Here is a 25,586-nt window from a genome sequence, read left to right on the forward strand (position 1 = left end):
GATCAGGCCTCGAGCCTCATGACGGTCTTGCCGATGCGGATCACCGATTCCGGGCCCACGGGCAGAGCGCGGGTCACGGGCACGCCGTCCACGGCGGTGCCGTTGGTGGAGCCCAGGTCCTCGAGGAACCAGCGGGTGCCCTGCGGGAAGAGCCGTGCGTGGCGGCCGGAGGCGTAGTCGTCCACGAGGACCAGGCCTGCGTCCTGCGCGCGCCCCATGAGCAGCGGGCGGCCGTCCAGCTCCACCGTGCGGCCCGCGAGCGGGCCCTCCACGACGCGCAGGGTGCGGGCCAGGCGCGGGGCAGGGAGGGTGGGGGCGCTCGCGGCGGCGGGCGCGGCGTGTGCGGGGGACGACGACGGCGCCGCGGGCGAGGACCCGGCCGCGGAGGCTCCGGCGGTGGCCGGGACGGGGCCGGCGGCCACCCGGGCGACGGGGGCCTGGACCTCGGCGTCGCGCCGGGCCTGCTCGAAGCGGGTCTTGTTGCGTCGGCCCACCACGAGGTCCCGTCCCTGGGAGAGGACGATCGAGATGATCAGGATCCACAGGGCCAGCAGGAGGCCGAGGCGCAGCACGGCGATGGCGAGCTCGTTCATGCCCGGGTCCCTCCGGTCGGCGCAGCGGCGTGGAAGACCAGCTCGGTCTGGCCCACGGTGATCCGATCACCCTCGCGCAGGGTGGTGGAGCCGTCGACGCGAAGGCCGTTGACGAGCACGCCGTTGCGGCTGCCCAGGTCGATGAGGGTGACCGTGGCGCCCACCCGCACGAGGCGCGCGTGCTCGCGGGAGACCGAGGTGTCCGGCACCACGAGGTCGGCGCGCTCGGCGGACCGGCCCAGCACCACGTCCGTGGCGTCGATGCGGTGGTGGACGCCGTCCAGCTCGAGTGCGGGAACGCGGGGCTGGGCCGGCTCGCGGGGCAGGACCACGGTGGGCTGGACGGCCGGCGCAGCGGCTCGGCGCGGGGCCGGCCGGCGTGCGGGCTGCGGTGCTGCCGGTGCCGGCGGCGGTGCGGGTGCAGTCGGCGCCGGAGCGGCGGGGGAGGAGGAGCTCGAGGAGCCGTCGTCGAGGTGCGAGACGACGCGCAGGCTGCCGGGGCGGACCGCCTCGTCCGCGTGGAAGGCCACGCGCACCGCGCCGGGGAGGCCGTACCCCTGGGTCTCGGCGTGGCGGATGACCTCGTCGCAGAGCTGGCTCGCCAAGGGGCTGCCCCACGCGCGGGCACGCTCGAAGTCCGCGGGGGAGAAGTGGACCACGAAGTCGTTGGGCGCCACCGTATAGCCCTCCGACAGGGCGAAGGACTCGTCGTCCATCGCGTGCCGCAGCGCCGTGGCGATCTCCACCGGCTTCACCGAGCGTGAGCCGCCCGCGGAGAACGCGGAGCGCACGGCCTTCTCCAGGCCGTGTTCGAGGTTGTCCAGAAGTCCCACCGATGGGGCCCCTTTCCACAGTCGTCGCCTCCGATAGTACGGGGCCGGACCGTGGCGAGAGGATTTGCGGGGCGGCCGGGCGTGCGGGTAGAGTATCCCTCGCTGCCTGCGGCGGTTCGTGTGAAAAGCGGATCACGAGCAGGAAGCCACTCGCGCGAGTGGCGGAATAGGTAGACGCGCTGGCTTCAGGTGCCAGTGTTCGAAAGGACGTGGGGGTTCAAGTCCCCCCTCGCGCACCAGTTGCGAAGGCCCCGGATCATCCGATCCGGGGCCTTCGTCGTCCCGCGGGGTGCCGCGCCACGTCGTCGCAGCGGCAGGCCTTGTCCTTCGGCAGCCAGGAGGCGGCGTCCGAATCCGACATCTGCATGTGGGCGGGCCCGTCCACGGCCAGCAGGTTCAGCGGGTCGTCGGCGAACGCCGTCCGCTGCTCCGCGACGTCACGGGCGAGCATGTCGTTGCGCGTGTCGCACCCGTTGCGGTCCACGTCCGTCCAGGCCGGGCCGAACTCCTCCCGGCTGTCGCCGGTCTTCGGCGCGCGGCCCTTCACGGCCAGCTGGTCCAGTGCGGCCCGGGCGGTGCCCTGAGCGTCGGACGGGGCCGCGGACGCAGAGGCGGGGGTGCTCGGCGTCGCCGTGCCGGACTCGGAGGAGCGGGAGGAGGGCATGGGGGAGGAGCCGATCCAGCCCAGGGGGTTCTTCCGTCCCGCCGGCGGCGTTCCACGTCACGCACATCGCAGCTCGTCAGCACTGGGGCACGCCGACGTCGCCCACTACGCTGGCGAGGCACGCCCGAGTCCTCGTTCCGCAGGCCTCGCCGTGCGCTCCGGCCGGTCCCGGGACCCTCGACGATGCGGGGACCTGATCGAGGGACTGCCGGTGGCCCCATCCCCCACTCCCGAGGACGTTCAACGATGACGACCACCCCGACCGGCGCCGCCACGGCGCCGGCGCCCCGCTCCCCCCTGGACGACGCAAAGGACCAGCTTGCCGCCGCCGTCGCCACCCTGGGCTACGACGCGGGCCTGCACCAGCTCCTCGCCACCCCCCGCCGCGAGATGTCCGTCAGCATTCCGCTGCGCCGCGACTCCGGTGAGGTCGAGGTGCTGCGCGGCTACCGCGTGCAGCACAACCTCTCCCGCGGCCCCGCCAAGGGCGGCGTGCGGTTCGCTCCCCACGTGGAGCTCGACGAGGTCCGCGCGCTGGCCATGTGGATGACCTGGAAGTGCGCCCTCCTGGACGTGCCGTACGGCGGCGCCAAGGGCGGCGTCAGCATTGACCCGCGCCAGTACTCGGCCGGCGAGCTCGAGCGCGTCATCCGCCGCTACACCTCGGAGATCCTGCCGATCATCGGCCCGGACCAGGACATCCCCGCCCCGGACGTGGGCACGGACGAGCGCATGATGGCCTGGATGATGGACACCTACTCCACCAGCCGCGGCCACACCACGCTCGGCGTGGTCACCGGCAAGCCCGTCGCCCTGGGCGGCTCCCTGGGCCGCGCGTCGGCGACGTCGGCCGGCGTCGTGCACGTCGCGCTCGCCGCCCTGCGGCACCGCGGCATCAAGCCCGAGGGCGCCACCGCGGTGGTCCAGGGCTTCGGCAAGGTCGGTGCGGGCGCGGTCGAGTTCCTTGCGGAGGCCGGCGTCAAGGTCGTTGCGGTCTCGGACCAGTACGGCGCCGTGCACAACGCGAACGGCCTGGACTACGACTCGCTGCTGGCGCACATGCTGGAGACCGGCAGCGTGGTGGACGCCCCGGACACCGAGCCGATGGACGCCGCCGCCGTGCTGACGATGGACGTGGACCTGCTGGTCCCGGCCGCCGTCGAGGGTGTGCTCACCGAGGAGAACGCGGGCGACGTGAAGGCGCGGATCGTGGTGGAGGGCGCCAACGGGCCCACCACCTCCGCCGCCGACCGCATCCTGACCGAGAACGACGTCCTCGTGGTGCCGGACATCCTGGCCAACGCGGGCGGCGTGGTCGTCTCCTACTTCGAGTGGGCCCAGGCCAACCAGGCCTACTGGTGGTCCCGCCAGGAGGTGGACGAGCGCCTCGAGAAGCGCATGGTCACCGCGTGGGACGCGCTCCTTGAGGCCAGCCAGAAGCGAGGCCTCACCCTTCGTGAGGCCGCCACCGTGACCGCGGTGGAGCGGGTGGCCGACGCGCACCTGCTGCGCGGCCTCTACCCGTGATCGGGGGCGCCTGAGGGCGCCTGTGCACTGCACCTCGGCCCCGCGTCTCCCCCTCGGAGGCGTGGGGCCGACGTCGTCACCGGGGTGCGGGTCAGGGCTTCACGCAGAGCACGGGCACGCGGGCCTCGAGGATGAGCTGCTGGGCGGCGGAGCCCAGGAGGAGCTTGCCCACGGGGGAGCGGTGCTTCACGCCCACCACGATCCGCGTCGCGCCGATGCGCTCGGCGTGGTCCAGCAGATCTCCGACGGCGTCCCGTCCGCGTTCCTGTGCATGCTCCACGGACACCTCGACGCCCGCGTCCCCCGCCTCGGACGGGTCCGGCTCCGTGCCGTCCAGGGAGAAGTACACAAGGTTCTCGCCGCGCAGGGCGGCCTCACTCAGGGCGGCCCGGTGGGCTGCGGCGCTCTCGGGGGAACCGGTGCCGGCGATCACGATAGTCATGGGGTCCACTGTGCGCGATGGGTCGGGCGTTTGTCCCCTCCAGGAGACATGTGACGCCCTCGATCAAATGTGACCCACATCGCTGATACCGTCTCACCACCACTCGCACCAAGACCCGTCGGCGCGGACGTCTCCGCCCTGCCGGGTCTCGTCAGAAGGACCCCAGCATGCCCTCCTCCTCGACGGCCGATCCGCCTCGCCGCGGCGGCCTCGGCCGCCTCCTGTTCTCCGTGGTGGCGGTGATCACCGTCATCGCCGCCAGCGCGTTCTCCATCGGCTCGGCCTCGGGCGGCACGGACGTCCGCACCAACCTCACCCTGATCGCCCCGGCCGCGGCCGGCGGCGGCTGGGACTCGTTCCAGCGGGAGCTCCAGCAGGCGATGCGCGTGAACGGCCTGGTGAACAACGTGCAGGTCGTGAACATCCCCGGCGCCGGCGGCACCATCGGCCTGGGCCAGCTGAGCACGCTGGAGGAGCCGAACAACCTGATGGTGGGCGGCACGGGACACATCGCGACCCACGCGGCCCGGGGGGCGGGACCGCAGCTGTCCGACGTCACGCCGATCGCCCGCGCCGTGGAGGAGTACAACCTCGTGGTGGTCCCCGCCGACTCGCCGTACCAGAGCATGGACGAGCTCATCGAGGCATGGCGCGCGGATCCGCCGCACGTGGGGTGGACCGGCGGCGGATCCTTCGACCAGCTCGTCATGGCGGACCTCGCCGGGCAGGCCGGGATCGATGTGGAGGAGACCACCTACATCAACTCCGACGGCGGCGGAGAGGCGATCCAGGCCCTGCTGAACGGCACCGCCCAGGCCACGGCGGGCGGCTTCGCCGACATGTACCCCCAGGTGCAGGGCGGCCGCCTCCGGGCGCTCGGCGTGGTGGCCCCGGAGCGACTCACGGGCGTCGAGGACATCCCCACGCTGCGGGAGCAGGGCTACGACGTGACGCTGACCAACTGGCGCGGCGTCTTCGCCCCTCCCGGGATCTCCACCGAGGACCGGGCCGATCTCGAGGCGCTCGTCACCGAGGCGCTGCAGACCCCCGAGTGGGCGGACGCGGTGGAGCGCAACTACTGGAACCTCGTGCCCCTGACCGGGCCGGAGCTCGAGACGTTCATCGACGACGAGGTCCAGCGCATCCAGAGGCTGACGGAGGAGATCCGATGAGCGACTCGACCACCGTCCCCGCCGTCTCGCCCGAGCGCTCCCGCTGGGGGCGTGCCACCGGCCTCTCGGCCCTCGTCATGCCCGGCGTGCTGGCGGCGTTCAGCCTCTACCTGCTGATCGGCTCGCTCCGCATGGACACCGAGGGGATGGACTTCCCCGGCCCCTCGTTCTTCCCGCTGATCCTCGCGGCGGTCGGGCTGGTGCTCGCCGTGGCCCTCGCCGTCCAGGTGGTGGTGACGCGCGAGTCCCCGGAGGGCCAGGCGGACGCGGACGGCGAGGTCGGCCAGCCGGCCGGTCCCCTCACCCGCTTCCACTCCGACTTCTCCGCCCTGGCCTGGGTTTTCCTGGGCTTCCTGGCGTTCGCTCTGCTGCTGCCGTGGCTCGGCTGGATCCTGGCCGGCGCCCTGCTGTTCTGGACCGTGGCCCGCGCCTTCGGCTCGCCGCGGCCGGTGTTCGACATCCTCGTGGCCCTGTTCGTCTCCTCGCTCGCGTACCTCGCGTTCGCGGTCGTGCTCGGTCTGACCCTGCCCTCGGGCATCCTGGGAGGTGGCTTCTGACATGGAGACGCTCGGTCTTCTGATGGAGGGCTTCGCGGGAGCCCTCACCCCGATGAACCTGCTGTGGGTGGTGCTCGGCTGTCTGCTCGGCACCGCCGTGGGCGTCATGCCCGGCCTCGGGTCGTCCATGGCCGTGGCCCTGCTGCTGCCCATGACGTTCGCGCTCGAGCCCACGGCCGCGTTCATCCTGTTCGCCGGCGTGTACTTCGGCGGCCTGTTCGGCGACTCGACCATGGCCATCCTGATGAACACCCCGGGGCAGGCCTCGGCCATCGCCTCCACCTTCGAGGGCCACCGCATGGCCCAGGACGGGCGCGCGGCCCAGGCGCTCGCGACGGCGGCGATCGGCGCGTTCATCGGCGGCATCATCGCCTCGGTGTGCGTGGTGTTCCTGGCGCCCGTGCTGGCCGAGTTCTCCACGAGCTTCGGACCGGCCGAGTACTTCGCGCTCGCCCTGTTCGCCTTCGTGGCCACCTCCTCCGTGGTCGCCGACTCCGTGCTTCGGGGCCTGGCATCGCTCGTGCTCGGGCTGGGCATCGCCGTGGTGGGCATCGACGGCGTCACCGGGACCGAGCGGTTCACGATGGGCTCCTCGCAGCTCTTCGACGGGATCCCGCTGGTGACCGTGACCGTGGCCGTCCTCGCCCTCGGCGAGGTGTTCCATGTCGCCTCCCGCGTGCGCCGCGAGCGGAGGGACCTGCGGATCCGCCGCACCGGCCGGCCGTGGCTCTCCGGGGCCGAGTTCCGCGAGGCCGCCCCCGCGTGGCTGCGCGGCACCGCGATCGGCCTGCCGTTCGGCATCGTCCCCGTCGGCGGCTCCGAGGTCCCCACGTTCCTGGCCTACTCCGCGGAGCGCCGCCTGGACAGGCGCCGCCGGGTCCCGATGTTCGGCAAGGGCGCCATCCGCGGCCTCGCCGCCCCGGAGGCCGCGGGCAACGCGACCACCGGCATGGCGATGGGCGCCCTGCTCACGCTGGGCCTGCCCGTCTCGGCGACCGCCGCGATCATGCTCGCGGCGTTCCGGCAGTACGGCCTGCAGCCCGGCCCGCTGCTGTTCGACCGCTCGCCCGACCTCGTGTGGGCGCTGCTGGCCAGCTTCTTCATCGCCATGGTGGTGCTCCTGGCCATCAACCTCCCGTTCGCCCAGCTGTGGGCCAAGCTCCTGCTCATCCCTCAGCACTACCTGTACGCGGGGATCACCCTGTTCTGCGGGCTCGGGATCTACGCCACCACGGGCGCCGTGTTCGACCTGCTCATGCTGCTGGCCCTCGGCGTGCTCGGCTTCCTCATGCGCCGCTACGGCTACCCGCTCGCCCCGCTGATGATCGGCATGGTCCTCGGGCCGCTCGCCGAGACCAGCCTCAGGGATGCGCTGCTGAGCTCGGTGGGCGATCCCACCATCCTGGTCTCCAGCCCCATCACGTGGGTGATCTACGGGATCCTGGCCGTCGTCCTGGCGTTCTCGGTGCGTGCCGCCGTCGTCAGCCGCACCCGCCGGGACGTCTGAGCGGAGGCGGGATCCACGCCCCCCGAGGCAACGCGGGTTGAGTTGTCACCGGTGTGCGGCCTCCGCACCCGTGACAACTCAACCCGCGTTTCTGGTGGGCGACGGCCCCGCTCAGTAGTGGTACGTGTCCGACGGCGCCGTGATCGCGTTGTCCTGGTCCGGATACCGCGTGGAGTGCACCCCGAACGCGGCGGCCAGCCCGAGGATCTTCTCCGCGCGCGCCTTGCGGGGCAGGTCGGAGCCGTTGCGGATCTCGCCGCCGTCGGCCTCGAAGTCCGCGAGGAACTCGTGGGCCCACGCCAGCTCCTCCTGGGACGGGCTGAGCCCCTCGTTCACGGCCGCGCACTGCTCCGGCGCGAGGCACAGCTTGCCGGTCATGCCGAACTCCGCGGTCACCGCCGTCGCCTCGGCGAGCTTCACGCCGGTGGAGCCCACGGTGGGCCCGTCGATCGCGCCCGGCAGCCCCGTGGCCTTCGCCGCGATCGTGAACTGGGACCGCGTGTACGCCAGCGCCATCGGCGACTCGCCCAGGCCGGTGTCGCGGCGGAAGTCGCCGATGCCGAACGCCAGGCGGAACGTGCCCTTCGCGGCGGCGATCGAGTCGATCCGCTGCAGTCCGCGTGCCGTCTCCACGAGCGCCACCACGGGCACGCCCGGCAGCCGCTTCGCGGTCTCGTTCACGTGGTCGGTGGACTCCACCATCGCCAGCACGACGCCGGCCAGGCCGCCCTCTGCGACCGGCCCGCCCAGGTGCGCGGGCAGGGTCGCGGCGAGCGCCGCGACGTCGTCCTCCCACCACTTCGAGCCGTAGCCGTTGAGGCGCACCCACGCGGTGTGGCCCGAGGTGAGCCAGTCGACGGTGTCCTGCCGGGCCTTGGGCTTGTCCGCGGGGGCCACGGAGTCCTCGACGTCCAGGATGACGATGTCCGCGGCCGAGTCCTCCGCGGGCTGGAAGCGCTCGGGCTGCGCGGCGTTCACGAGCAGCCAGGAGCGGGCGAGCTCGGGGTCGATCCGCTGGCCGGGCACGGGGGAGAACGGCTGGGTGGGCGAGGGGGAGAGGGTGACGGTCATGGCTGGGCCTCCTTCAGGCGGGAGGGCGACGCGGGGGCGGGTCGCCGGGGCTGGTGTCGTCGTCGGACGGTCCGCGGGCGGGGTGCCTCACGCGGATCGGTCGGACGGGGAGGACCAGGTGGGGGCCCGTCGTCGTCGGCGCGGGTCGGCGCCGGGAGCGGCCGCGGGTGGGCGGCACGTATGGCCCAGGTTACAGGACACCGGTCGCGACGACGATGCCCGCGCCCCCGGCGCGCGAACGACGAGATTCCGCGGTTCACACGTGAAGTGTGACGGAGTGTTTCTGACTTTCACGTGCAAGTCCTGGACGCGCGATGGAGAGAGATGTTTAGATTTGAAACAAGCACGGGGGAGCACCCTGTGACCGCAGATCCGAACATCCTTGAAGGAGCATCCCCATGACGCAGGTCACCCCCGGAACCTGGAACCTCGACGCCTCCCACACCGAGGTGGGCTTCACGGTCCGCCACGCGGGCATCTCCAAGGTGCGCGGCACCTTCCAGGCCGTCTCCGGCACCCTCACCGTCGCCGAGGACTTCGCCCGCTCCTCCGCGGACATCACCGTGGACATGCAGTCCATCGACACCAAGGACGCCAACCGCGACGGCCACCTCAAGGGCGAGGACTTCTTCGACGTGGAGAAGCACCCCACCATGACCTTCCGCTCGACCGAGGTCCGCGGCTTCGACGGCGAGGAGTTCGTCCTGGTCGGCGACCTCACCATCCTCGAGACCACGAAGCAGGTCGAGCTGGAGGTCGAGCTCGGCGGCCAGACCACCGACCCGTTCGGCACCACCCGCGTGGGCTTCGAGGCCAAGACCGAGATCTCCCGCAAGGACTTCGGACTGACCTGGAACGCCGGGCTCGAGGCCGGCGGCGTGCTGGTGGGCGACAAGGTGAAGATCGAGATCGACGCCGAGTTCGTCCAGGCCTGATCCGGGCCCGGCCCGCCGGACCCGCAGACGTCCGGGGCTGATCGTCTCCCCCCCCCCCGGACACCCCACGACGCCGGCCGCCCCCACTCCGGGGCGGCCGGCGTCGCCGTGGCCGGACCGGGTGCAGGTCAGCGGGCCGCGGATGCACGAGAATCGTCACCATGGACTCCGCCTCCCCGGTCCCCGCCGCCCCGTCCGCCTCCCCGGTCCCCCGCCGCCAGGTGGACATGCCCGCCCTCGCCGACGCCGCCGAGCTGCGCAACATCACCGACGTCCTGGAGCGCCGCGTCGCGGGGCACCCCGACGTGGTGGCCTTCCAGGTGCGCCACCCCGCCGCGCCGTTCGACGCCCCGTGGGAGCCGGTCACCACGGCCGCGTTCCACGCCCGGGTGCGCGCGCTGGCCAAGGGCCTGATCGCGCTGGGGATCCGCCCGGGGGACGCCGTGTCCATCGTCTCCGCCACCCGGTACGAGTGGACCCTGATGGACCTCGCCTGCCTCTACGCGGGCGCCGTGGTGGTCCCCATGTTCGACTCCGCCCCGGCCACGCAGATGGCGGCGATCGCCGACGTCGTGGGCGTGCGCGCCGCCTTCGCCGGCTCCCGGGCCGCCGCAGCCACGCTGCGCGAGGCCCTCGACGCGCGGGACGGCGCCGCTCGCGGCCCCCACGGGTCCGCGGTGTGGACCCTGGACGACGCCGACGCCGACGGCGCCCCCGCCGGCGACCTGCGCGCCCTCGAGGCGCTCGGCGCCGACGTCACCGACGGGGCGCTCGAGGCGGCCCGCACGGCCCGAGGCCTGGACGACGTCGCCACGATCGTGTTCACGTCCGGCACCACGGGGGAGCCCAAGGGGACGAGGATCCTGCACCGGTCCTTCGTCCACCAGGTGCTCAACGTGGCCGAGGCCTACCGGGGGTTCGTGCACCCGGGCGGCTCCACCGTGCTGTTCCTGCCGCTGGCGCACGTGCTCTCCCGCGCCGTGCAGATGATCTGCCTGCACGGTGGGATGTCCGTGGCGCACGTGGGCTACCCGAAGGCCGCCGTGCCGTCCATGGGGCAGATCCGCCCGACCTTCGTGATGGTGGTCCCCGGCGTGCTGTCCAAGATCGTGCTCGGCGTGGAGGAGAAGGCGCGCGGCACCCGCGTGGGCCCGCTCTCCGTGGGCGTGCTCTGGGAGCGCGCCCGGGCGGCCGCCGTCGCGAAGGGGCGCGTGGTGCTGGGCGAGGACCCCAAGCTCCTGGTGCCCGTGCGCGCCCAGCTGGCCCTCTACGAGCGGCTCTTCTACCGCCGGGTGCGGCACCTGCTCGGCGGCCGGGTGACCCACCTGCTGTGCGGCGCGGCCAAGCTCGACCCGGACCTGCTGCGCCTGTTCACCGGCATGGGCCTGACCGTGTTCGAGGGCTACGGGCTCACCGAGACCACCGCCCCCGCCGTGGGCCATCGCGAGGGGGACGTGGTCCCCGGCACCGTGGGCCTGCCCCTGCCCGGGATGTCCGTGCGGATCGCTGACGACGACGAGATCCAGATGCGCGGCCCCGGCGTGTTCGCCGGGTACACCGACGAGGATGAGACCGCCGCCGCGTTCGACGGCGAGTGGTTCCGCACCGGGGACCTCGGCCGTCTCGACGACGACGACCGGCTCACCGTGACCGGTCGCGTCAAGGACGTGATCGTCACCGCCAACGGCAAGACCATCAACCCCGCCGCGTGGGAGCGCGAGGTGGAGCTGCACCCCGCGGTCGGCCACGCCGTGGTGATCGGCGATGGCCTGGACCACCCCACCGCCATGATCCTGCTGGACCGCGAGGCCCTCGCCGCGTGGGTGCAGCGTCACCTGCCGGACTGGCAGGTGCCCGACGCCGTGTCCGCCCGCCTGCGGGACGGCGCCGAGACCGCGGAGCGGTTCAGGGACGAGGCCGGGCGCATGATCGAGGTCTCCGAGCAGCGGATCCGCGACTCGGTGGGCGCGGCCATCGACGCCGCCAATGCGAAGGTCCCCGTGCCCGAGCGGCTGCGCTCCTACAAGGTGCTCCTGCCGGACCCCGAGGAGCTCGCCGCGCTCCTCACGCCCACGCAGAAGCTCAAGCGCTCGGCGCTCGCGGAGCGGATCGCGCACCTGCTGCCGAAGCGCTGAGGTGCTGAAGCGCTGACGCTCCGACGCTTCGGCGCTCCGGCGCGCCGGCGCGTTGTGGTCACGACACGCCGTCCGCCCCGGAGCGTGCGCGGCGTGTCGTGACCACAGCGCGGAGTGCGACCAGCCCTCGCCGCACCCCGGGCGCGATCCGTAGGGTGGGGCGCATGATGGCTTCCAAGACCCCGCACCAGAACGTCTCGTTCAACCTGCCCACGAAGGACGCCTCCCGCGACGGCGACCAGCAGGGCCACGGCTACCTTGCCCTCCCCGAGTCCGGCCAGGGCCACGGCGTGATCGTGATCCAGGAGTGGTGGGGCCTCGTGGACCACATCAAGGACGTGTGCGACCGCCTCGCCGAGGAGGGCTTCGTGGCCCTCGCCCCGGACCTCTACGGCGGCTGGATCGCCCATGACGGCGACGAGGCCGGCGAGATGATGGAGAACCTCCCCGCCGAGGAGGGTGCCCGCCAGCTGGCCGGCGCGGTCGACTACCTCCTCTCCCGCGACGAGGTCACCTCCGAGACCGTCGGCGCGATCGGCTTCTGCATGGGCGGCGGCTTCGTGCTGGCGCTCGCGGCCCAGCAGGGCGAGAAGGTGTCCGCGGCCGTGCCGTTCTACGGGGTCGGCCAGGGCGTGCCCGGCGACTTCTCCGGCGTCCGCGCCGCGGTCCAGGGCCACTACGCCGAGCGCGATCAGATGTTCCCCGTGGAGAAGGCCCGTCAGCAGGAGCAGCAGATCCGCGAGGAGTCCGGCGCGGAGGTCGAGTACTTCTACTACGACGCCGACCACGCCTTCCACAACGACGAGAACCCGGCGGGCAACTACCAGGAGGCCGAAGCGAAGCTCGCCTGGGGCCGCGCGGTCTCCTTCCTGAAGGAGAAGGTCCGCTGAGCCCCGCACGAGGCGGCCGCCCCTCCCGCTCCGGCGGAGGCGCGCGGCCCGGACGGCCCGGCGGCAAGACGGGTGCGGGCAAGGCCGGCGGGGCGAAGGGCGGCGCCGGCCGCCGTCGCGACGCCCCCGCGGCGAAGGTGCGCTTCGACGTCGCGGAGAACCCGCCCGAGACGCTGTTCCTGGCGACCATCCCCGGGGCGACGCCGTCCACGTGGGTCGGACGGTTCAGCTCGCGCGAGCGCGTAGTGAAGCTGGTCAACCACGACGAGTCGGCGCAGTTCGCGCACCTCGCCCATGACGCCTACGGGCTTCCGCTGCACCCGCTGCCCCAGCTGGGGTACGTGCGGTGGCGCCGCGACCGCACCCTGGACGAGGTGCTGACCGCGGCCGGCGTCGATCTGCGGCACGTGCACACGGTCACCTCGTACTCCGAGCTGCCCGTGGTGTGCGTGGGCAAGGACCACCTGCTCTCCGCGTGGGACGTGGACGCGGACGGCCCCGTGCCCATGGCCGAGCTCGACCCCGAGGAGGAGCTCGAGCCCGCCCGCTTCGCCCCGGCCCCGAGCGAGGACCCCCTGGACCCGGCCGAGGTGCCGGGCGCGGGCGAGCGCATGGCCATCGAGATCGCCGCGTCCGGCACCGGGCACGTCGTGCTGCCGATGTCCGTGGCGCGCATGTTCGGCCGCAAGGACGTCGTGGTGCTGCCCGTGGCCAGCGCGCTGGACGACGTCGTGGGCAAGTCCCGCGCCGACCGCGAGGCCGAAGCGATGCTCCAGGAGCTCGAGGGCGAGGCCGCCGTCGAGGACACGGGAATGGAGGGCGAGGTGTCCGCGGAGGGGGCCGCCTACGAGGCCGGCGACCCCCGTCATCCCGGCTGGGACGTGGGCCTGGCCTGGCTCAAGGAGGCGGACACGCCGCTGGTCCAGACGTTCGTCGGCGTGAGCCGGGGACGGCGACCCGGGAGCTCGCGATGACCCGGCGGGCAGACATGACGAGCACCGCCGACAGGACGAGCCCTGCGCCGTGGGGCCCATCCGCGGTGAAGGGGGCGCACGGCGCAGGCGGCGTCGACGGGGGCGGCCGAGGTGGGCGGGCCTCCCGGACGCTGCGCACGGCCGTGCTGGCCGCGTGCGCCCTGGCGTATGCGCTCTCTGTGGGGTCAGTGGTCCTGGGCCATCCGAACGGGCTGACCGTCTCCGCCGACCCCTCCGCCCCGACCCTGCCCCTGTGGCAGGTGTTCCTGCCGCCCGTGGTGGGTGTCGCTCTGACCCTCCTGCTGCCGCCCCGTCGGACGTCCCAACCGGCGGTGATGGGAGAGGCGCGGGCGTTCCGGCACGGCACGGCCTTCCTGGTCGGGCTGGCCGTGCTCACGATCGGGCTCGGCCTCTCGCCGCTGTCCGACGTGGACTTCGTGCTCTCGAAGGCCCTGCTGTTCATGGTGCTGCCCGCCCTCGCGCTGCGCTTCGTGTGGCGTGGCGGGGTGGAAGTGCTCCGCGCTGGAGGGGCGTGGCGTTGGTGGGCGCCGCTCGCCGTCGTCGTGGTGTGGGCGTGGCTGTCCCAGGCGGCGCCGTGGGTGCCGGCCGCGGACTTCTCCGGCGACGACCTGACGTTCCTGCTCCTCGGGGCGGCGGTGACGGCGCTGACGGCGGGCGTGGGCGAGGAGCTGTTCTACCGCCGCTGGCTGCAGACGCGGCTGGAGGTGTGGCTGGGGCCCGCGGCGGGCATCGCGCTGACGTGCGTGCTGTTCGGGCTCATGCACTTCGGCACGCACGGGTCCACGGACCTGGCCCGGGATGCCGCACTGATCGTGGCGGTGCAGGGCACGTCGGGCCTGTTCCTGGGCCTGCTGTGGTGGCGGTACCGGAACATCGCGATGAACATCCTGGCGCACCTGATCATGAACGGCTGGGCCGTGGCGGCGTACCTGCTGACGCGGTGAGCCCCGGCAGGGCTCGCCGCCCACCTCAGCCGAGGCGGCCGGCCTGGGTGGCCTCGTACCGCTCGGCGTCCTCGTCCTCGGGGACCGGCTCGGTGCCGCGCCAGCGGGCCACGGCCGTCATGAGGTGGTGCACCACGAGCGCGGCGATCGTGCCGAGCGTGATGCCGCCGAACACCAGCCCGCCCGCCGTCAGCTGCGGGTCCGCGATCGCCACGATCAGGCCCGCGCCCGCCGTCATGAGGTGGATGGTGTTGGAGAAGTCCACGCGGTTCTGGACCCAGATCCGCACGCCCATCACGCCGATCATGCCGTAGAGGATGATGCCGGCGCCGCCGGCCACACCGGCCGGGATGGTCGCGACGGCGGCCCCGAACTTGGGCAGGAAGGCGAGGGCGATCGCGGTGAGGCCGGCCACCCAGTACGCGGCGGTCGAGTACACCCGCGAGCTCGCCATGACGCCGATGTTCTCCGCGTACGTGGTGGTGCCGACACCGCCGCCCAGGCCGGAGAAGGTGGTGGAGAGGCCGTCGGCGATCAGAGCGCGGCCGGTGAGCGGGTCGAGGTCCCGCTTGGTCATCAGGCCGACGGTCCTGACGTGGCCGATGTTCTCGGCGATCAGCACGAGCACCACCGGCAGGAACAGCGGCAGCACCTGGAGGCTGAACTCGGGCGCGTGGAACGGCGGCAGGCCCACCCAGGCCGCCTCGCCGACCGCGGTGAAGTCCACCTGGCCCTGGGCCAGCGCCAGCACGTACCCGGCCAGGATGCCCACGAGGATGGACAGCCGTCCGACGAGGCCGCGGAACAGCACCGCCGTGAGCACCACCGCCAGCGCCGTGCCGAAGGTGGTCAGGGGCACCTCCTGCATGGCCGCCGTCGTCGCGCCGGCGAGGTTCAGGCCGATCAGCGCCACGATGGTGCCCATCACGGCGGGCGGCATGAGGGCGTGGATCCAGCCGGTGCCGGACAGGTGCACGACGACGCCGATCGCCGCGAGCAGCAGCCCCGTCGCCATGATGCCGCCGAGCGCGGCGCCCGTGCCCTCGAGCGCGGTGGCCGCCGTGAGCGGGGCGATGAACGCGAACGAGCTGCCGAGGTAGCTCGGCAGGCGGTTGCCGGTGATCACGAGGAACAGCAGGGTGCCGATGCCGGAGAAGAGCAGCGCCGTCGTCGCGGGCATGCCGGTGATGGCGGGAACGAGCACGGTGGCGCCGAACATGGCCATCACGTGCTGCACGCCGATGCCCACGGTGCGTGGCCAGGTGAGGCGTTCGTCCGGGGCGACGACGGTGCCCGGCGTGATGGTGCGGCCGTCGCCGTGGAGGCGCCAGCCGAACCCCCGGGAGGGGTCGGCGTGCCGAGCGGGTGAGGTGGGGGTGCTGTGGGCCATGGCCGCCTTGCCGTTCAGGAGTGGATGAGGGCGCCGGACCGGGCTTCGGCTCGGGGCGCGCGTCGGTCTGTAGGGTACCGTTTGAGGTGTGTCTGAGTACTTCGGAGTGATCGGCGAGGCCCTGGTGGACGTGGTCCTCTCGGACACCGCCACGCCCCGAGCGCACGTGGGCGGGAGCCCGCTGAACGTGGCCGTCGGCGTGAGCCGCCTGGAGCGCCCCGTGCTGTTCGCCGGCCGCTTCGGCCAGGACGAGTACGGCGCCATGATCGCCGCCCATCTCGAGGGCAACGGCGTGCGCAGCCTCCTGGAGCCGGACTCCTCCCCGACGTCGCAGGCCACCGCGCGCCTGGACCCGACGGGCGCCGCCAGCTACGAGTTCGACCTCGACTGGACGCTGCCGCCCGCCGCCGCCCTCGTGCGGGACCTCCGCGCGGCCGCCGGCGGGTCCCTCAAGCACGTGCACGCCGGCTCGATCGCCACGATGCTCGCCCCCGGCGACGCCGAGGTCATGGGTCTGCTCGAGGCGCTCTCCCCGGAGACCACCGTCAGCTACGACCCCAACGTGCGGCCCAGCATCGTCCCGGACCGGGTGTTCGCCCGTGCTCGCGCCGAGGAGTCGGTGCGCCTCTCCGACGTCGTCCACGCCTCTGACGAGGACATCGCCTGGCTCTACCCGGACCGGCCGCTGCTCGAGACCCTGAAGGCGTGGCAGGCCATGGGCCCGGCGTTCGTGGTCATGACGCGCGGCGCCGAGGACATCGTGGCCGTCACTGCACACGGCGTGCGCGAGCGCCCGATCGTCCCCGTGGACGTCGCGGACACCGTGGGTGCCGGCGACTCGTTCACCGCGGCGCTCCTGGCCGCCCTCGACGACCGCTCCCTGCTCGGCGCGGCCCACCGGGAGCGGCTGCACGCCATGGACCCGGCCGACGTCGAGTCCGTGCTGATCTACGCCTCCCGAGCCTCCGCGATCACGGCGTCCCGCCCGGGCGCCGACCCGCCGACGCGGGCCGAGCTCGCGGGCTGACGACGACGCGGGCGGACGCCGTCCGACGCAGAGTGGTCACAACACGCCGCGGGCGGACGCCGTCGGACGCAGAGTGGTCACAACACGCCGCGTGCCATGTCTCCAGACGGCGTGTCGTGACCACCCTGAGGGGCGGGCGGCGTCCCGTCGCCTGGCGCCCGCCCGTTCCCCAGCCGGCTCGCTCAGAGCAGCCCGAGCCCCGTGACGGCCTCCCGCTCCTCGTCGAGCTCGGCCACGGTCCTCTCCAGGCGCTCAGCCGCGTCCGGCAGCAGAGCGGCGTCTGGCTCCAGGCCCGGCACGATCCGCCACTGCCCGCCCTCGGACACCACCGGGAACGAGCTGATCAGGCCCTCGGGCACGCCGTAGGAGCCGTCGGACACGATCGCCGCGGAGGTGCGCCGGGCCTGCCCGTCCGTGCCCACGCCCGTGCCGAGGAACCAGTCGCGCATGTGGTCGATCGTCGCGCTCGCGGCCGACGCCGCCGAGGACGCCCCGCGCACGCTGATGATCTCCGCGCCGCGCTCGGCCACCCGCGGGATGAACTCCTCGGCGGCCCATCCGGCGTCCACGACCTCGAGCGCGGGGCGCCAGCCGCCGTCGGCGCCGCCCACCCGCACGCGCGCGTGGGTGAGGTCCGGGAACTGCGTGGCCGAGTGGTTGCCCCAGACGGTGATGCCGTCCACGTCGGTCACCGCGACGCCGGCCTTCGCCGCGAGCTGCGAGACCGCGCGGTTGTGGTCCAAGCGGGTGAGCGCGGTGAAGCGGTCGGCCGGCACGTCCCGAGCGTGGGAGGCGGCGATCAGCGCGTTCGTGTTCGCCGGGTTGCCCACGACGACGACGCTCACGTCCTCCGCTGCGTGGTCGTTGATCGCCTGGCCCTGGGGCCCGAAGATGCCGCCGTTGGCCTCGAGCAGGTCGCCGCGCTCCATGCCGGCCGAGCGCGGGCGGGCGCCCACGAGCAGGGCGTGCTGCACGCCGTCGAAGGCCACCGCGGGATCGCCCGTGACCTGGACGTCCGCGAGGAGGGGGAACGCCGCGTCCGCGAGCTCCATCGCCGTGCCCTCGGCGGCCCGCAGCGCCGCCGGGACCTCGAGCAGGCGCAGGCGCACGGGGACGTCGGCGCCGAGCATCTCGCCGGAGGCGATCCGGAAGAGCAGCGCGTAGCCGATGTTGCCGGCCGCGCCGGTGACGGTGACGGTGCGGGGGGTCTGGGCCGCACTCATGGGGGCGGGGGCGGTGCGCGCGGCGCTGCTCTGGGTGTCCATGCGCTCATCCTGCCAACTGCCCGCGCCCCTCGCGAGGACCCCGCCTAGACTCGACGCATGCCTCTGCCGACCTCGATCCGCCGCCCCCGGCTCGTCGCCACGGACCTGGACGGCACCGTCATCGGCTACGCGCACACCCGCTCGGGGCGGCTCTCCCCGCGGACCATCGCGGCGCTGCGGTCGGCGCACGAGGCGGGCGTCGTCGTCGTGTTCGTGACGGGGCGGCCGCTGCGCTGGCTGGACGCGCTCGCGGACCAGCTGGGCGACGTCGGACCGGTGATCTGCTCCAACGGCGCCGTGGTGGTGGATCCCGCGACCGGCGAGGTGCTCGAGTCCCGCCCGATGGAGCGGGGGACGGTGTGGACGGCGGTCGAGCGGCTGCGGGCCCTGGACCCCACCGCCACGTTCGGCGCCGAGACACTGGACGGCTTCTTCTGGGAGACCGCGTTCACGGAGGCGTCGGCGTTCGAGGACGCCACGCCGGCCGCGGCTGCCCTCGAGGGCGTGCTGCCCGCGGAGGCCGTCGTCGTGAAGCTGATGGCCCGCTCCACCGCCCTCGAGCCGGACGCGTTCCTGGAGGCCGCGCGCGCCGAGCTCGGGGAGCTCGTCAGCGCGACGCACTCCGCGCCCGGCGTGGCCCTCGTGGAGATGTCCGCGCCGGGCGTGCACAAGGCGGCCACCCTCGCGGACTTCGCGGCGAGCCGGGGGATCGCGCCGGCGGACGTCGTCGCCTTCGGGGACATGCCCAACGACGCCGAGATGCTCGCGTGGGCGGGCCTCGGCTGCGCCGTGGCCTCAGGCCACGTGAGCCTGCGCGCGGCGGCGGACGCGGTGGTCGGGGCCTGCGACGACGACGGCGTGGCCGGGGCGATCGAGGAGCTGCTGGCGCTGCCGGAGGGCTGACGGGCGGGCGCGGCCGACCGGCCCGGCCTGCCCGCCGGGGTCACCAGCGCTCGCGGGTGAGGTCGGCGTCCTCGGCGCGCACCGGCTTCGAGCCGGTGACCAGCTTGTGGCCGAGCCACAGGGCCAGGAACAGCGGCAGGCCGAGGTACGCGGTGGCTGCGGCGAGCAGGTCCACGCCCTCGCCGAACGCCCCGTACCCCTGCCCCAGGACCACCACGGTGCACAGCAGCAGCGCGACGATCGGGCCCAACGGGAAGAGCGCGGCGCGGTAGGGCAGGTCCTCGAGGCGGCCGCCCTGGACGATGTACGCGCGGCGGAACCGGTAGTGGCTCCACGCGATGCCCATCCACACGATGAACCCGGCCAGTCCGGAGGCGGAGACGAGCCACACGTAGGCGGCCCCGTCTCCGACGAGGGTGGTGAGGAAGCACAGGGCGCCGACGGCGGTGGTGACCAGCAGCGCGTTCATGGGAACGCCGCGGCGGTTGACCTTGGCGAGGAACCGCGGGGCCTTCCCCGAGTCGGCCAGGGCCCAGAGCATGCGGGTGGAGGCGTACAGCCCCGAGTTGCCGGCGGAGAGGATCGCTGTGAGGATCACGGCGTTCATCACGGCGGCCGCGGCCAGCACGCCGGCGTTCTCGAACACCAGGGTGAACGGGGAGATCGAGATGTCCTCCACGCCGCTGCCCAGCAGGTTGGGGCTGGTGTACGGGATCAGGAAGCCGATCACGGTGATCGCGCCGACGTAGAAGAGCAGGATGCGCCAGAACACGGTGCGGATGGCCTTCGGGACGTTCTTCTCCGGGTCCTCCGCCTCGCCGGCCGCGACGCCGACGAGCTCGGTGCCCTGGAAGGAGAAGCCGGCCACCAGGAAGATCGCGAGGATGCCCGGGGCGCCGCCCACGAACGGGGCCTCGCCGGTGGTCCAGTTCTCGAAGCCCGGGGCGGCGCCGCCGAGGATGCCGGCGATCATCATGACGCCGAGGACGAGGAAGACCACCACGGTGACGACCTTGATGAGCGAGAACCAGAACTCGGACTCGCCGTAGGCCCGGGTGGAGAGCGCGTTGAGGCCGAAGAGGATCGCCAGGAAGAGCGCGGACCAGGCCCACGAGGGGACGTCCGGGAGCCAGTAGCGCATGACCAGGGCGGCCGCGACGAGCTCCGCGGCCACCGTGATCGCCCAGTTGTACCAGTAGTTCCAGCCGATGGCGAAGCCGAACGAGGGGCTGACGAACCGGGTGGCGTACTCCTCGAAGGCGCCCGAGACCGGCAGGTAGGTGGCCATCTCGCCGAGGGACTGCATGAGCAGGAACACCATGAAGCCGATGACGACGTACGCCAGCAGCGCGCCGCCGGGGCCGGCGGTGGCGATGCTGTTGCCGGAGGCCACGAACAGGCCGGTGCCGATGGCGCCGCCCATCGCGATCATCATCAGGTGGCGGGCGGCCAGGGTGCGGCGCAGGCCGTTGTGCGCCTCTGACGGGGCGGGAAGGGCGGCGGTGCTGGCGGCGGGGCCGGCGGCGGTGCTGCCGGCCGGCAGGGCAGAGCCGGGGGTGTCTCTGGAGTCCACGGAGGTCTTTCGTCGCTGGGGGCGGGCGCACGTCGGGCGCCTCCACCCCGGATTCGAGGTCGCAGAACTCTACACCCGGACGCGGCCGCGGCGCGCGTCGCCCTCGGGTCAGCCCGCCGCGGCGAGCTCCTCGCGCAGGGCCGCGACGAACGCGTCGACGTCCTCCTCCGTGGTGTCGAAGCTGCACACCCAGCGGACCTCGCCCGTCGCGGGGTCCCAGTCGTAGAACCGGAAGGACCGGCGCAGCCGGTCCGCGACGCCGGCCGGCAGGGTCGCGAAGACCGCGTTGACGTCGGTGTTCTGGGTCAGCGCCACCCCGGGGAGGGAGCCGTCCGCGATGCCGGCCGCCACGGCGTCGCTGAGGCGCCGGGCCATGGCGTTCGCGTGGCCGGCGATCCGCAGGTGCAGGTCCCCGTCGAAGAGCGCGATCAGCTGCGCCGAGACGAAGCGCATCTTGGACGCGAGCTGCATCTGGTGCTTGCGCAGGTAGGCCAGGCCCTGCACGGCGTCCGGGTTCAGCACCACGATCGCCTCCGCGGCGAGCGCCCCGTTCTTGCTGCCGCCCAGGGAGAGCACGTCCACGCCGGCGTCCGTGGTGAACGCGCGCAGCGGCAGGTCGAGCGCGGCCGCGGCGTTGGCGATCCGCGCCCCGTCCAGGAACACCGTCATGCCGCGCGCGTGCGCGTGCTCGGTGATCGCGCGGATCTCCTCCGGCGTGTACAGGGTGCCGAGCTCGGTGGACTGCGTGATCGCGACGACGAGGGGCTGGGCCCGGTGCTCGTCCCCCCATCCCCACGCCTCGGCGTCGATCAGCTCCGGGGTGAGCTTGCCGTCCAGGGTGGACACGGGCAGGAGCTTGATCCCGGCGGCCTTCTCCGGCGCGCCGCCCTCGTCCACGTGGATGTGGGCGGTGTCCGCGCAGACCACCGCGCCCCAGCGCGGCAGCATGGACTCCAGGGCGACGACGTTCGCGCCCGTCCCGTTGAACATCGGCCAGGCCTGCGCCTGCTCGCCGAAGTGCCCGCGGACCACCTCCTGCAGCCGGGCGGTGTAGGCGTCCTCGCCGTAGGCGGTCTGGTGGCCGCCGTTGGCCTCGGCGATCGCCGCGAGGACCTCCGGGTGCACCCCGGAGTAGTTGTCCGAGGCGAACCCGCGGCTCTCGGCGTCGTGGATCCTCTGCATGTCGGTCCCCTTCCGGTGGGTGGTCATCGTGCGACGCGCCTCAGGCGTCCGTGGCGCGGATGCCGGCCGTGGAGGCGATGACGCCCCGCATCTTCTTCTCGAGCGCCTCGAAGAACATGGAGAGCGGGAACTCGTCGTCGAGCACGAGGTCGGTGAGCCCCTTCGGCGGGCCCGCCAGCACGTCCTGGGGGAGGCCCTGCGCCCACGCCGAGGCCGGATGCGGGGCCACCACGGACGCGACCAGCTCGTGGGCCTTGAGCCAGTGCACGGTCTTGGGGCGGTCGATGGACTCCCAGTACAGCCGGTCGATCGCGTCGCCGAGCTCGACGACGGCCGGCGCCAGGCCCTCCCAGTCCACGCTGAGCTTCACGTCCCGCCACTCCACCACGTGCCGGCGGTGGAGCCACGCGAAGAGCAGCTGGCCGCCGAGGCCGTCGTAGTTGCGCACGCGGGAGCCGGTGAGCGCGAAGCGGAAGACGCGGTCGAAGAGCACGGCGTATTGCACGAGCTTCGCGTGACGCAGGGTCGCCTGCTCCGTCTCGGTCAGGTCCTCCCCGGCTTCCGCGCGGGCGGTGAGGGCCTGCTCGATCCGGACGCACTCGCGGAACGCGGTCAGGTCGCAGCGCATCTCCTCGAGCGTGTAGAGGAAGAACGGCATGCGCTGCTTGATCATGAACGGGTCGAAGGGCAGGTCGCCGCGCATGTGCGTGCGGTCGTGGATGAGGTCCCACATGACGAACGTCCTCTCGGCGAGGTCCTGGTCCGCCACGAGCTCCGCGGCGTCGGCGGGCAGGTCCAGCTTCGTGATGTCCGCGGCCGCGGCGACGACGCGGCGGAAGCGGGCCGCCTCGCGGTCCTGGAAGATCGCGCCCCACGTGAACGTGGGGATCTCGCGCATCGCCACGGTCTCGGGGAACAGCACCGCTGAGTTCGTGTCGTAGCCCGGCGTGAAGTCGATCAGCCGCAGGGACAGGAAGAGCTTGTTGCCGTAGTCGCCGGCCTCGAGGTCCGCGATGAACTCCGGCCAGATGGCCTCCACGATCAGGGCCTCGACGTGTCGGTCGGGCGAGCCGTTCTGGGTGTACATCGGGAAGACCACGAGGTGACGGATGCCGTCCACGCGGTGCTCCTGGGGCTGGAACGCCCCGAGGGAGTCCAGGAAGTCGGGCACGCCGAAGCCGTCCGCCTCCCAGCGCGCGAAGTCGCGGGGCAGGGCGGCGAGGTAGGCGGCGTCGTGCGGGAAGAGCGGGGCCAGCGTGGCGACGGCGGCGGTGATCACGGCGACGTGGTCGCGGGCGGCGGGGTGGTCGACGGGGTCAGGCACCGAGCCGTCCTTGGCCTGGAGTCCCTGGAGTGCCGTGGCGGCCGCCTTGAGCCGCAGCCAGGCCGGGTGGGACTCGGCGTGGCGGGCGTCCTCGACGACCTCCGGCTCGCCGATAATGGCCTGCTCCGTGGGCAGAGAAGTGGTCATGAACGCCTCCTGTCGCTGTGTCGCCGGTAAATCTCCCGCGATCCGGGCTGTAGACAGAAGAATCATCACCTCACGGGTGTGATGTCAAGCACACGGGGCGTGCCTGCTAGCGTTCGGCCCATGGACGACCCCGTCGACGTGCGCCTGGCCGCGGAGGTCTCCCGCGATCCGCGTGCCACCCTCGCCCAGCTCTCGGAGCGGGTCGGCCTCTCCTCGTCCGCGGTGCAAGCGCGGCTGCGCAAGCTCGAGGGGAGCGGGGTGATCACCGGATACCGGGCGCTGCTGGACCCCGAGGCGGTCGGCAAGCCGCTCGCGGCCTTCATCGAGATCACGCCGCTGGACCCCCGGCAGCCCGACGACGCGCCGCAGCTCCTGGAGGGGATCGCCGCGATCGAGGCCTGCCACTCCGTGGCCGGGGACGCGGCGTACATGCTGTTCGTCCGGGTGGGCTCGCCACGCGGGCTCGAGGCGCTCGTCAACGAGATCCGCCACGTGGCCTCCGTGAACACGCGGACCACCGTGGTGCTGCAGACCTTCTACGAGCACCGCCCGATGCTACCCCTCGAGGAGCCCGGCCCGGTGCGCTGACGCACGGGGCCCGGTGGCTCAGAGGAATTCGAGCGGATCGAACTCGGCGACGTCGATGACGCGCAGGCGCGGCAAGGACGAGTCGAACGCCTCGACCTTGTACTCGAGGTCGAAGAACTCCACGCCCGGGATGGCCCGCAGGATGCCGGAGAGGAACTCCTCGAAGCCGATGATGCCGGTGCGGCGGCCCGGGGTGGAGGCCAGGTCGGCCAGCTGTGGGGCGAAGTCGGCGTCGTGGCTGACGAGGACGACGTCGTCCTCGCGTGCCTGGAGCGCGGCCATGGTCTTCTGGATGCCGAGGTCCACGACCTTGCCCTCGCCGCGCAGCATGATCGGCTGGTAGCCGAGTGCGGTGAGCGCCTGCACGAAGGGGATCGGGATCTCGCCGTCGATGGCGAGGAAGAACAGGCCCTTGACGGGCTGGTTCCAGTGGTCCTGCATGAAGTGGAGCAGGCGCTTCCAGCGCGGCCGCTCGTCGGACTGGGGGCGCCGCTGGAGGATGGACGTGCCGAGGGTCGCGTCGATGTTCTCGCCGTCGACCAGCAGGTAGGTGGTTCGCTCGCTCACGGTCTCGAGGCTACCCCGCGGGGCGGACGCGGTCCGCGGGGCGGTGGCGGTGGCGGGGTGGAACTCGACGGCGGGCGTCTCGAGCGAGCCCGCGGGAAGGTCGGCGCGGCGGGCCATCAGCGGCCGCCGATCCGGTCCGTCACGAGGCGCGCCACGCCCTCGATCGGGCCCGCCCGCCAGGGCCGCGACCGCACGTACGTGCGCCACAGCAGCGGCAGCGCGATCGCGCCGAGGATCAGCACGACCACGTTGAACCACGTGTCGTCCGCGCCGCCGGGAGTGCGCCACGGGCCGGGCCCCGCCAGGTGCGCCACCCACCCGAGGTAGGCGTGGTGCGCCACGTACACGGACAGGGTCATCGCTCCCGGGATGGAGAGCAGCTCGGTGGCGGGGTTCGCGTGGTTCGGCACGACGGCGGCGCACAGTCCCAGCACCAGCAGCACCAGGCCGGTGTCCACGAGGACCTCGGGCACGGTGCCGGAGTACGGGACGGGCATCGCACCGGTCCTCGCGCGGGAGGACGCGAGGACGACGCCGGCCAGGGCCGCCCCGCCGACCGCCCACCACACCGCGTCCACGCGCATGCGGCGGGCCGGGTCCTCGCGGGTCCCGTGCAGGGTGCGCAGTACGACCGATCCGAGCAGCGCCCACGCGAGCAGCAGGGGCAGGCGGTAGGGCGCGTCGGTGAGCATCGTGGCCACGCCCGTCGCGAGGCGGTCCGCGGGCAGGCCCACCGCGTCGGCCAGCGGCAGGAGTGCGGCGACGGCCGCCGTCGTGCCCTGGGCCACGAGGGCGACGCCGCCGGACCCCGAGAGGAGGGCGAGGACGAGCTGCGCGGCGAGCGGGAGCGCGGCGAGCAGGCCCGTGAGGAGGGCGACGACGGCGAGGTGGCCCAGGATGTCGTGCACCTGGGCGCCGAAGAACCCGACGAGCCAGGAGCACGCCGCGAGGACGAGCGCCCGGATGACCGCGCGGGCCGCCGCGCGGCCGATGCCCAGGTGCTGGACCTCGAGGCGGGCGGAGACGCCCACGAGCGCCGCGAACAGGGCCGCCGTGAGGTGCTCGGTGAGGTTGAGGACACCGCCGGGGCCGCCGGTGGGCGCGGTGTGGGCGATCATCATGCTGATCAGGGCGAGCCCGCGGGCGACGTCGACCCAGATCAAGCGGTGGTGGACGGGGCGCGAGGACGGCCCGGCCCGGCCACGCGAGCGGGACGAGGTGCGGGGCACGGAGGGCTCCTGAAGACGGGGACGAGGTGGGTCCAGTCTAGGAAGCACCCTCGTCGCCGTCGGACTCGTAACGGGAGGTTTCCGGGCGCCCGCTACCCTGACCCCGTGACCCGCCGAACCGTGCCG

General features: G+C 73.2%; 24 protein-coding genes and 1 tRNA gene. 13 read left to right on the plus strand and 12 right to left on the minus strand.

The window, feature by feature from the left end; all coding sequences use genetic code 11:
- Positions 1-2: 2 nt before the first annotated feature.
- The gene (locus NJC10_RS07495; protein WP_319075632.1) at positions 3-593 is read right to left on the minus strand and encodes an FHA domain-containing protein; all 591 of its coding nucleotides are present in this window, start codon (positions 591-593) and stop codon (positions 3-5) included.
- The gene (locus tag NJC10_RS07500; RefSeq protein ID WP_319075634.1) at positions 590-1,426 is read right to left on the minus strand and encodes a DUF3662 and FHA domain-containing protein; all 837 of its coding nucleotides are present in this window, start codon (positions 1,424-1,426) and stop codon (positions 590-592) included. The genes NJC10_RS07495 and NJC10_RS07500 overlap by 4 nt, the downstream gene beginning before the upstream one ends.
- Before the next feature lie 152 nt (positions 1,427-1,578).
- Between NJC10_RS07500 and NJC10_RS07505 the strand changes: the two genes are divergently transcribed.
- A tRNA-Leu gene (locus tag NJC10_RS07505) sits at positions 1,579-1,665 on the plus strand.
- A 17-nt stretch (positions 1,666-1,682) separates the two neighbouring features.
- Here the strand turns inward: NJC10_RS07505 and NJC10_RS07510 are convergent.
- On the minus strand, positions 1,683-2,090 hold the full coding sequence (locus tag NJC10_RS07510; protein ID WP_319075636.1) for a hypothetical protein: 408 nt from the start codon (positions 2,088-2,090) through the stop codon (positions 1,683-1,685).
- Between the two features lie 246 nt (positions 2,091-2,336).
- On the opposite strand from NJC10_RS07510, the gene NJC10_RS07515 reads away from it, so the two are divergent.
- Positions 2,337-3,617, plus strand: a complete 1,281-nt coding sequence (locus NJC10_RS07515; protein WP_319075638.1) for a Glu/Leu/Phe/Val dehydrogenase — start codon at positions 2,337-2,339, stop codon at positions 3,615-3,617.
- A 91-nt stretch (positions 3,618-3,708) separates the two neighbouring features.
- On the opposite strand, the gene NJC10_RS07520 is transcribed toward NJC10_RS07515, so the two are convergent.
- Entirely contained in the window at positions 3,709-4,059 is a 351-nt protein-coding gene (locus tag NJC10_RS07520) for a universal stress protein (RefSeq protein WP_319075641.1), read from the minus strand.
- Between the two features lie 167 nt (positions 4,060-4,226).
- On the opposite strand from NJC10_RS07520, the gene NJC10_RS07525 reads away from it, so the two are divergent.
- Genes NJC10_RS07525 through tctA form a run of 3 tightly spaced genes read left to right on the plus strand, consistent with a single transcriptional unit; the run spans position 4,227 to position 7,295 of the window.
- Positions 4,227-5,231, plus strand: a complete 1,005-nt coding sequence (locus tag NJC10_RS07525; protein ID WP_319075643.1) for a tripartite tricarboxylate transporter substrate binding protein — start codon at positions 4,227-4,229, stop codon at positions 5,229-5,231.
- A complete protein-coding gene (locus tag NJC10_RS07530; protein ID WP_319075645.1) occupies positions 5,228-5,788 on the plus strand; it encodes a tripartite tricarboxylate transporter TctB family protein in 561 nt (186 codons plus the stop codon). The genes NJC10_RS07525 and NJC10_RS07530 overlap by 4 nt, the downstream gene beginning before the upstream one ends.
- 1 nt (position 5,789) lies before the next feature.
- The gene (gene tctA, locus NJC10_RS07535) at positions 5,790-7,295 is read left to right on the plus strand and encodes a tripartite tricarboxylate transporter permease TctA (protein WP_319075805.1); all 1,506 of its coding nucleotides are present in this window, start codon (positions 5,790-5,792) and stop codon (positions 7,293-7,295) included.
- 111 nt (positions 7,296-7,406) lie between these two features.
- Here tctA and NJC10_RS07540 read toward each other — a convergent pair whose 3' ends face one another.
- Complete coding sequence (locus tag NJC10_RS07540) at positions 7,407-8,366, minus strand: CoA ester lyase (RefSeq protein WP_319075647.1); 960 nt, start codon at positions 8,364-8,366, stop codon at positions 7,407-7,409.
- Positions 8,367-8,764: 398 nt separating this feature from the next.
- Here NJC10_RS07540 and NJC10_RS07545 point away from each other — a divergent pair, with 398 nt between their 5' ends.
- The 5 genes from NJC10_RS07545 (at position 8,765) to NJC10_RS07565 (ending at position 14,265) form a co-directional block, all read left to right on the plus strand.
- Positions 8,765-9,301 (plus strand): YceI family protein, encoded by a 537-nt coding sequence (locus NJC10_RS07545; RefSeq protein WP_248116665.1) that lies wholly within the window; start codon positions 8,765-8,767, stop codon positions 9,299-9,301.
- 161 nt (positions 9,302-9,462) lie between these two features.
- Complete coding sequence (locus NJC10_RS07550; protein WP_298986784.1) at positions 9,463-11,436, plus strand: AMP-dependent synthetase/ligase; 1,974 nt, start codon at positions 9,463-9,465, stop codon at positions 11,434-11,436.
- A 164-nt stretch (positions 11,437-11,600) separates the two neighbouring features.
- Positions 11,601-12,326: a dienelactone hydrolase family protein gene (locus NJC10_RS07555; protein WP_319075651.1), complete on the plus strand. Its 726-nt coding sequence runs from the start codon at positions 11,601-11,603 to the stop codon at positions 12,324-12,326.
- 137 nt (positions 12,327-12,463) lie between these two features.
- Positions 12,464-13,300, plus strand: a complete 837-nt coding sequence (locus NJC10_RS07560) for a hypothetical protein (RefSeq protein ID WP_319075653.1) — start codon at positions 12,464-12,466, stop codon at positions 13,298-13,300.
- A 143-nt stretch (positions 13,301-13,443) separates the two neighbouring features.
- Entirely contained in the window at positions 13,444-14,265 is an 822-nt protein-coding gene (locus NJC10_RS07565) for a CPBP family intramembrane glutamic endopeptidase (RefSeq protein ID WP_319075654.1), read from the plus strand.
- A gap of 25 nt (positions 14,266-14,290) precedes the next feature.
- Here the strand turns inward: NJC10_RS07565 and NJC10_RS07570 are convergent, their stop codons facing one another.
- The gene (locus tag NJC10_RS07570; protein ID WP_319075656.1) at positions 14,291-15,655 is read right to left on the minus strand and encodes a uracil-xanthine permease family protein; all 1,365 of its coding nucleotides are present in this window, start codon (positions 15,653-15,655) and stop codon (positions 14,291-14,293) included.
- A gap of 106 nt (positions 15,656-15,761) precedes the next feature.
- On the opposite strand from NJC10_RS07570, the gene NJC10_RS07575 reads away from it, so the two are divergent.
- A complete protein-coding gene (locus NJC10_RS07575) occupies positions 15,762-16,682 on the plus strand; it encodes a carbohydrate kinase family protein (RefSeq protein ID WP_248116822.1) in 921 nt (306 codons plus the stop codon).
- A gap of 182 nt (positions 16,683-16,864) precedes the next feature.
- Here the strand turns inward: NJC10_RS07575 and NJC10_RS07580 are convergent, their stop codons facing one another.
- Positions 16,865-17,947, minus strand: coding sequence for a malate dehydrogenase (locus tag NJC10_RS07580; protein ID WP_319075658.1), 1,083 nt, complete (start codon positions 17,945-17,947; stop codon positions 16,865-16,867).
- Between the two features lie 57 nt (positions 17,948-18,004).
- On the opposite strand from NJC10_RS07580, the gene NJC10_RS07585 reads away from it, so the two are divergent.
- Complete coding sequence (locus tag NJC10_RS07585) at positions 18,005-18,850, plus strand: HAD-IIB family hydrolase (RefSeq protein ID WP_319075660.1); 846 nt, start codon at positions 18,005-18,007, stop codon at positions 18,848-18,850.
- A 40-nt stretch (positions 18,851-18,890) separates the two neighbouring features.
- Here NJC10_RS07585 and NJC10_RS07590 read toward each other — a convergent pair whose 3' ends face one another.
- The 3 genes from NJC10_RS07590 to NJC10_RS07600 all read right to left on the minus strand — a co-directional run bounded on the left by NJC10_RS07590 (position 18,891) and on the right by NJC10_RS07600 (position 23,076).
- Positions 18,891-20,315: an amino acid permease gene (locus NJC10_RS07590; RefSeq protein WP_248116820.1), complete on the minus strand. Its 1,425-nt coding sequence runs from the start codon at positions 20,313-20,315 to the stop codon at positions 18,891-18,893.
- 216 nt (positions 20,316-20,531) lie between these two features.
- Positions 20,532-21,605: a threonine aldolase family protein gene (locus NJC10_RS07595; RefSeq protein WP_319075662.1), complete on the minus strand. Its 1,074-nt coding sequence runs from the start codon at positions 21,603-21,605 to the stop codon at positions 20,532-20,534.
- A gap of 40 nt (positions 21,606-21,645) precedes the next feature.
- A complete protein-coding gene (locus tag NJC10_RS07600) occupies positions 21,646-23,076 on the minus strand; it encodes a DUF6421 family protein (protein ID WP_319075664.1) in 1,431 nt (476 codons plus the stop codon).
- A gap of 120 nt (positions 23,077-23,196) precedes the next feature.
- Here NJC10_RS07600 and NJC10_RS07605 point away from each other — a divergent pair, with 120 nt between their 5' ends.
- Complete coding sequence (locus NJC10_RS07605; protein WP_319075666.1) at positions 23,197-23,664, plus strand: Lrp/AsnC family transcriptional regulator; 468 nt, start codon at positions 23,197-23,199, stop codon at positions 23,662-23,664.
- Between the two features lie 18 nt (positions 23,665-23,682).
- Here the strand turns inward: NJC10_RS07605 and NJC10_RS07610 are convergent, their stop codons facing one another.
- The gene (locus NJC10_RS07610) at positions 23,683-24,231 is read right to left on the minus strand and encodes an NYN domain-containing protein (RefSeq protein WP_248116655.1); all 549 of its coding nucleotides are present in this window, start codon (positions 24,229-24,231) and stop codon (positions 23,683-23,685) included.
- 116 nt (positions 24,232-24,347) lie between these two features.
- Positions 24,348-25,460, minus strand: coding sequence for a hypothetical protein (locus NJC10_RS07615; RefSeq protein ID WP_319075668.1), 1,113 nt, complete (start codon positions 25,458-25,460; stop codon positions 24,348-24,350).
- Positions 25,461-25,586 lie beyond the last annotated feature (126 nt).

Origin of the sequence: Micrococcus sp. M4NT (genome assembly GCF_033790745.1) — a bacterium.
GTDB lineage: Bacteria > Actinomycetota > Actinomycetes > Actinomycetales > Micrococcaceae > Micrococcus.

Excerpts from the sequence above, each read along its gene's own strand:
- NJC10_RS07495 (WP_319075632.1), bottom strand. The coding sequence starts at position 593 with ATGAACGAGCTCGCCATCGCCGTGCTGCGCCTCGGCCTCCTGCTGGCC.
- NJC10_RS07510 (WP_319075636.1), bottom strand. The coding sequence starts at position 2,090 with ATGCCCTCCTCCCGCTCCTCCGAGTCCGGCACGGCGACGCCGAGCACC.
- NJC10_RS07515 (WP_319075638.1), top strand. The coding sequence starts at position 2,337 with ATGACGACCACCCCGACCGGCGCCGCCACGGCGCCGGCGCCCCGCTCC.
- NJC10_RS07520 (WP_319075641.1), bottom strand. The coding sequence starts at position 4,059 with ATGACTATCGTGATCGCCGGCACCGGTTCCCCCGAGAGCGCCGCAGCC.
- NJC10_RS07525 (WP_319075643.1), top strand. The coding sequence starts at position 4,227 with ATGCCCTCCTCCTCGACGGCCGATCCGCCTCGCCGCGGCGGCCTCGGC.
- NJC10_RS07530 (WP_319075645.1), top strand. The coding sequence starts at position 5,228 with ATGAGCGACTCGACCACCGTCCCCGCCGTCTCGCCCGAGCGCTCCCGC.
- tctA (WP_319075805.1), top strand. The coding sequence starts at position 5,790 with ATGGAGACGCTCGGTCTTCTGATGGAGGGCTTCGCGGGAGCCCTCACC.
- NJC10_RS07540 (WP_319075647.1), bottom strand. The coding sequence starts at position 8,366 with ATGACCGTCACCCTCTCCCCCTCGCCCACCCAGCCGTTCTCCCCCGTG.
- NJC10_RS07545 (WP_248116665.1), top strand. The coding sequence starts at position 8,765 with ATGACGCAGGTCACCCCCGGAACCTGGAACCTCGACGCCTCCCACACC.
- NJC10_RS07550 (WP_298986784.1), top strand. The coding sequence starts at position 9,463 with ATGGACTCCGCCTCCCCGGTCCCCGCCGCCCCGTCCGCCTCCCCGGTC.
- NJC10_RS07555 (WP_319075651.1), top strand. The coding sequence starts at position 11,601 with ATGATGGCTTCCAAGACCCCGCACCAGAACGTCTCGTTCAACCTGCCC.
- NJC10_RS07570 (WP_319075656.1), bottom strand. The coding sequence starts at position 15,655 with ATGGCCCACAGCACCCCCACCTCACCCGCTCGGCACGCCGACCCCTCC.
- NJC10_RS07580 (WP_319075658.1), bottom strand. The coding sequence starts at position 17,947 with ATGGACACCCAGAGCAGCGCCGCGCGCACCGCCCCCGCCCCCATGAGT.
- NJC10_RS07585 (WP_319075660.1), top strand. The coding sequence starts at position 18,005 with ATGCCTCTGCCGACCTCGATCCGCCGCCCCCGGCTCGTCGCCACGGAC.
- NJC10_RS07595 (WP_319075662.1), bottom strand. The coding sequence starts at position 21,605 with ATGCAGAGGATCCACGACGCCGAGAGCCGCGGGTTCGCCTCGGACAAC.
- NJC10_RS07600 (WP_319075664.1), bottom strand. The coding sequence starts at position 23,076 with ATGACCACTTCTCTGCCCACGGAGCAGGCCATTATCGGCGAGCCGGAG.
- NJC10_RS07605 (WP_319075666.1), top strand. The coding sequence starts at position 23,197 with ATGGACGACCCCGTCGACGTGCGCCTGGCCGCGGAGGTCTCCCGCGAT.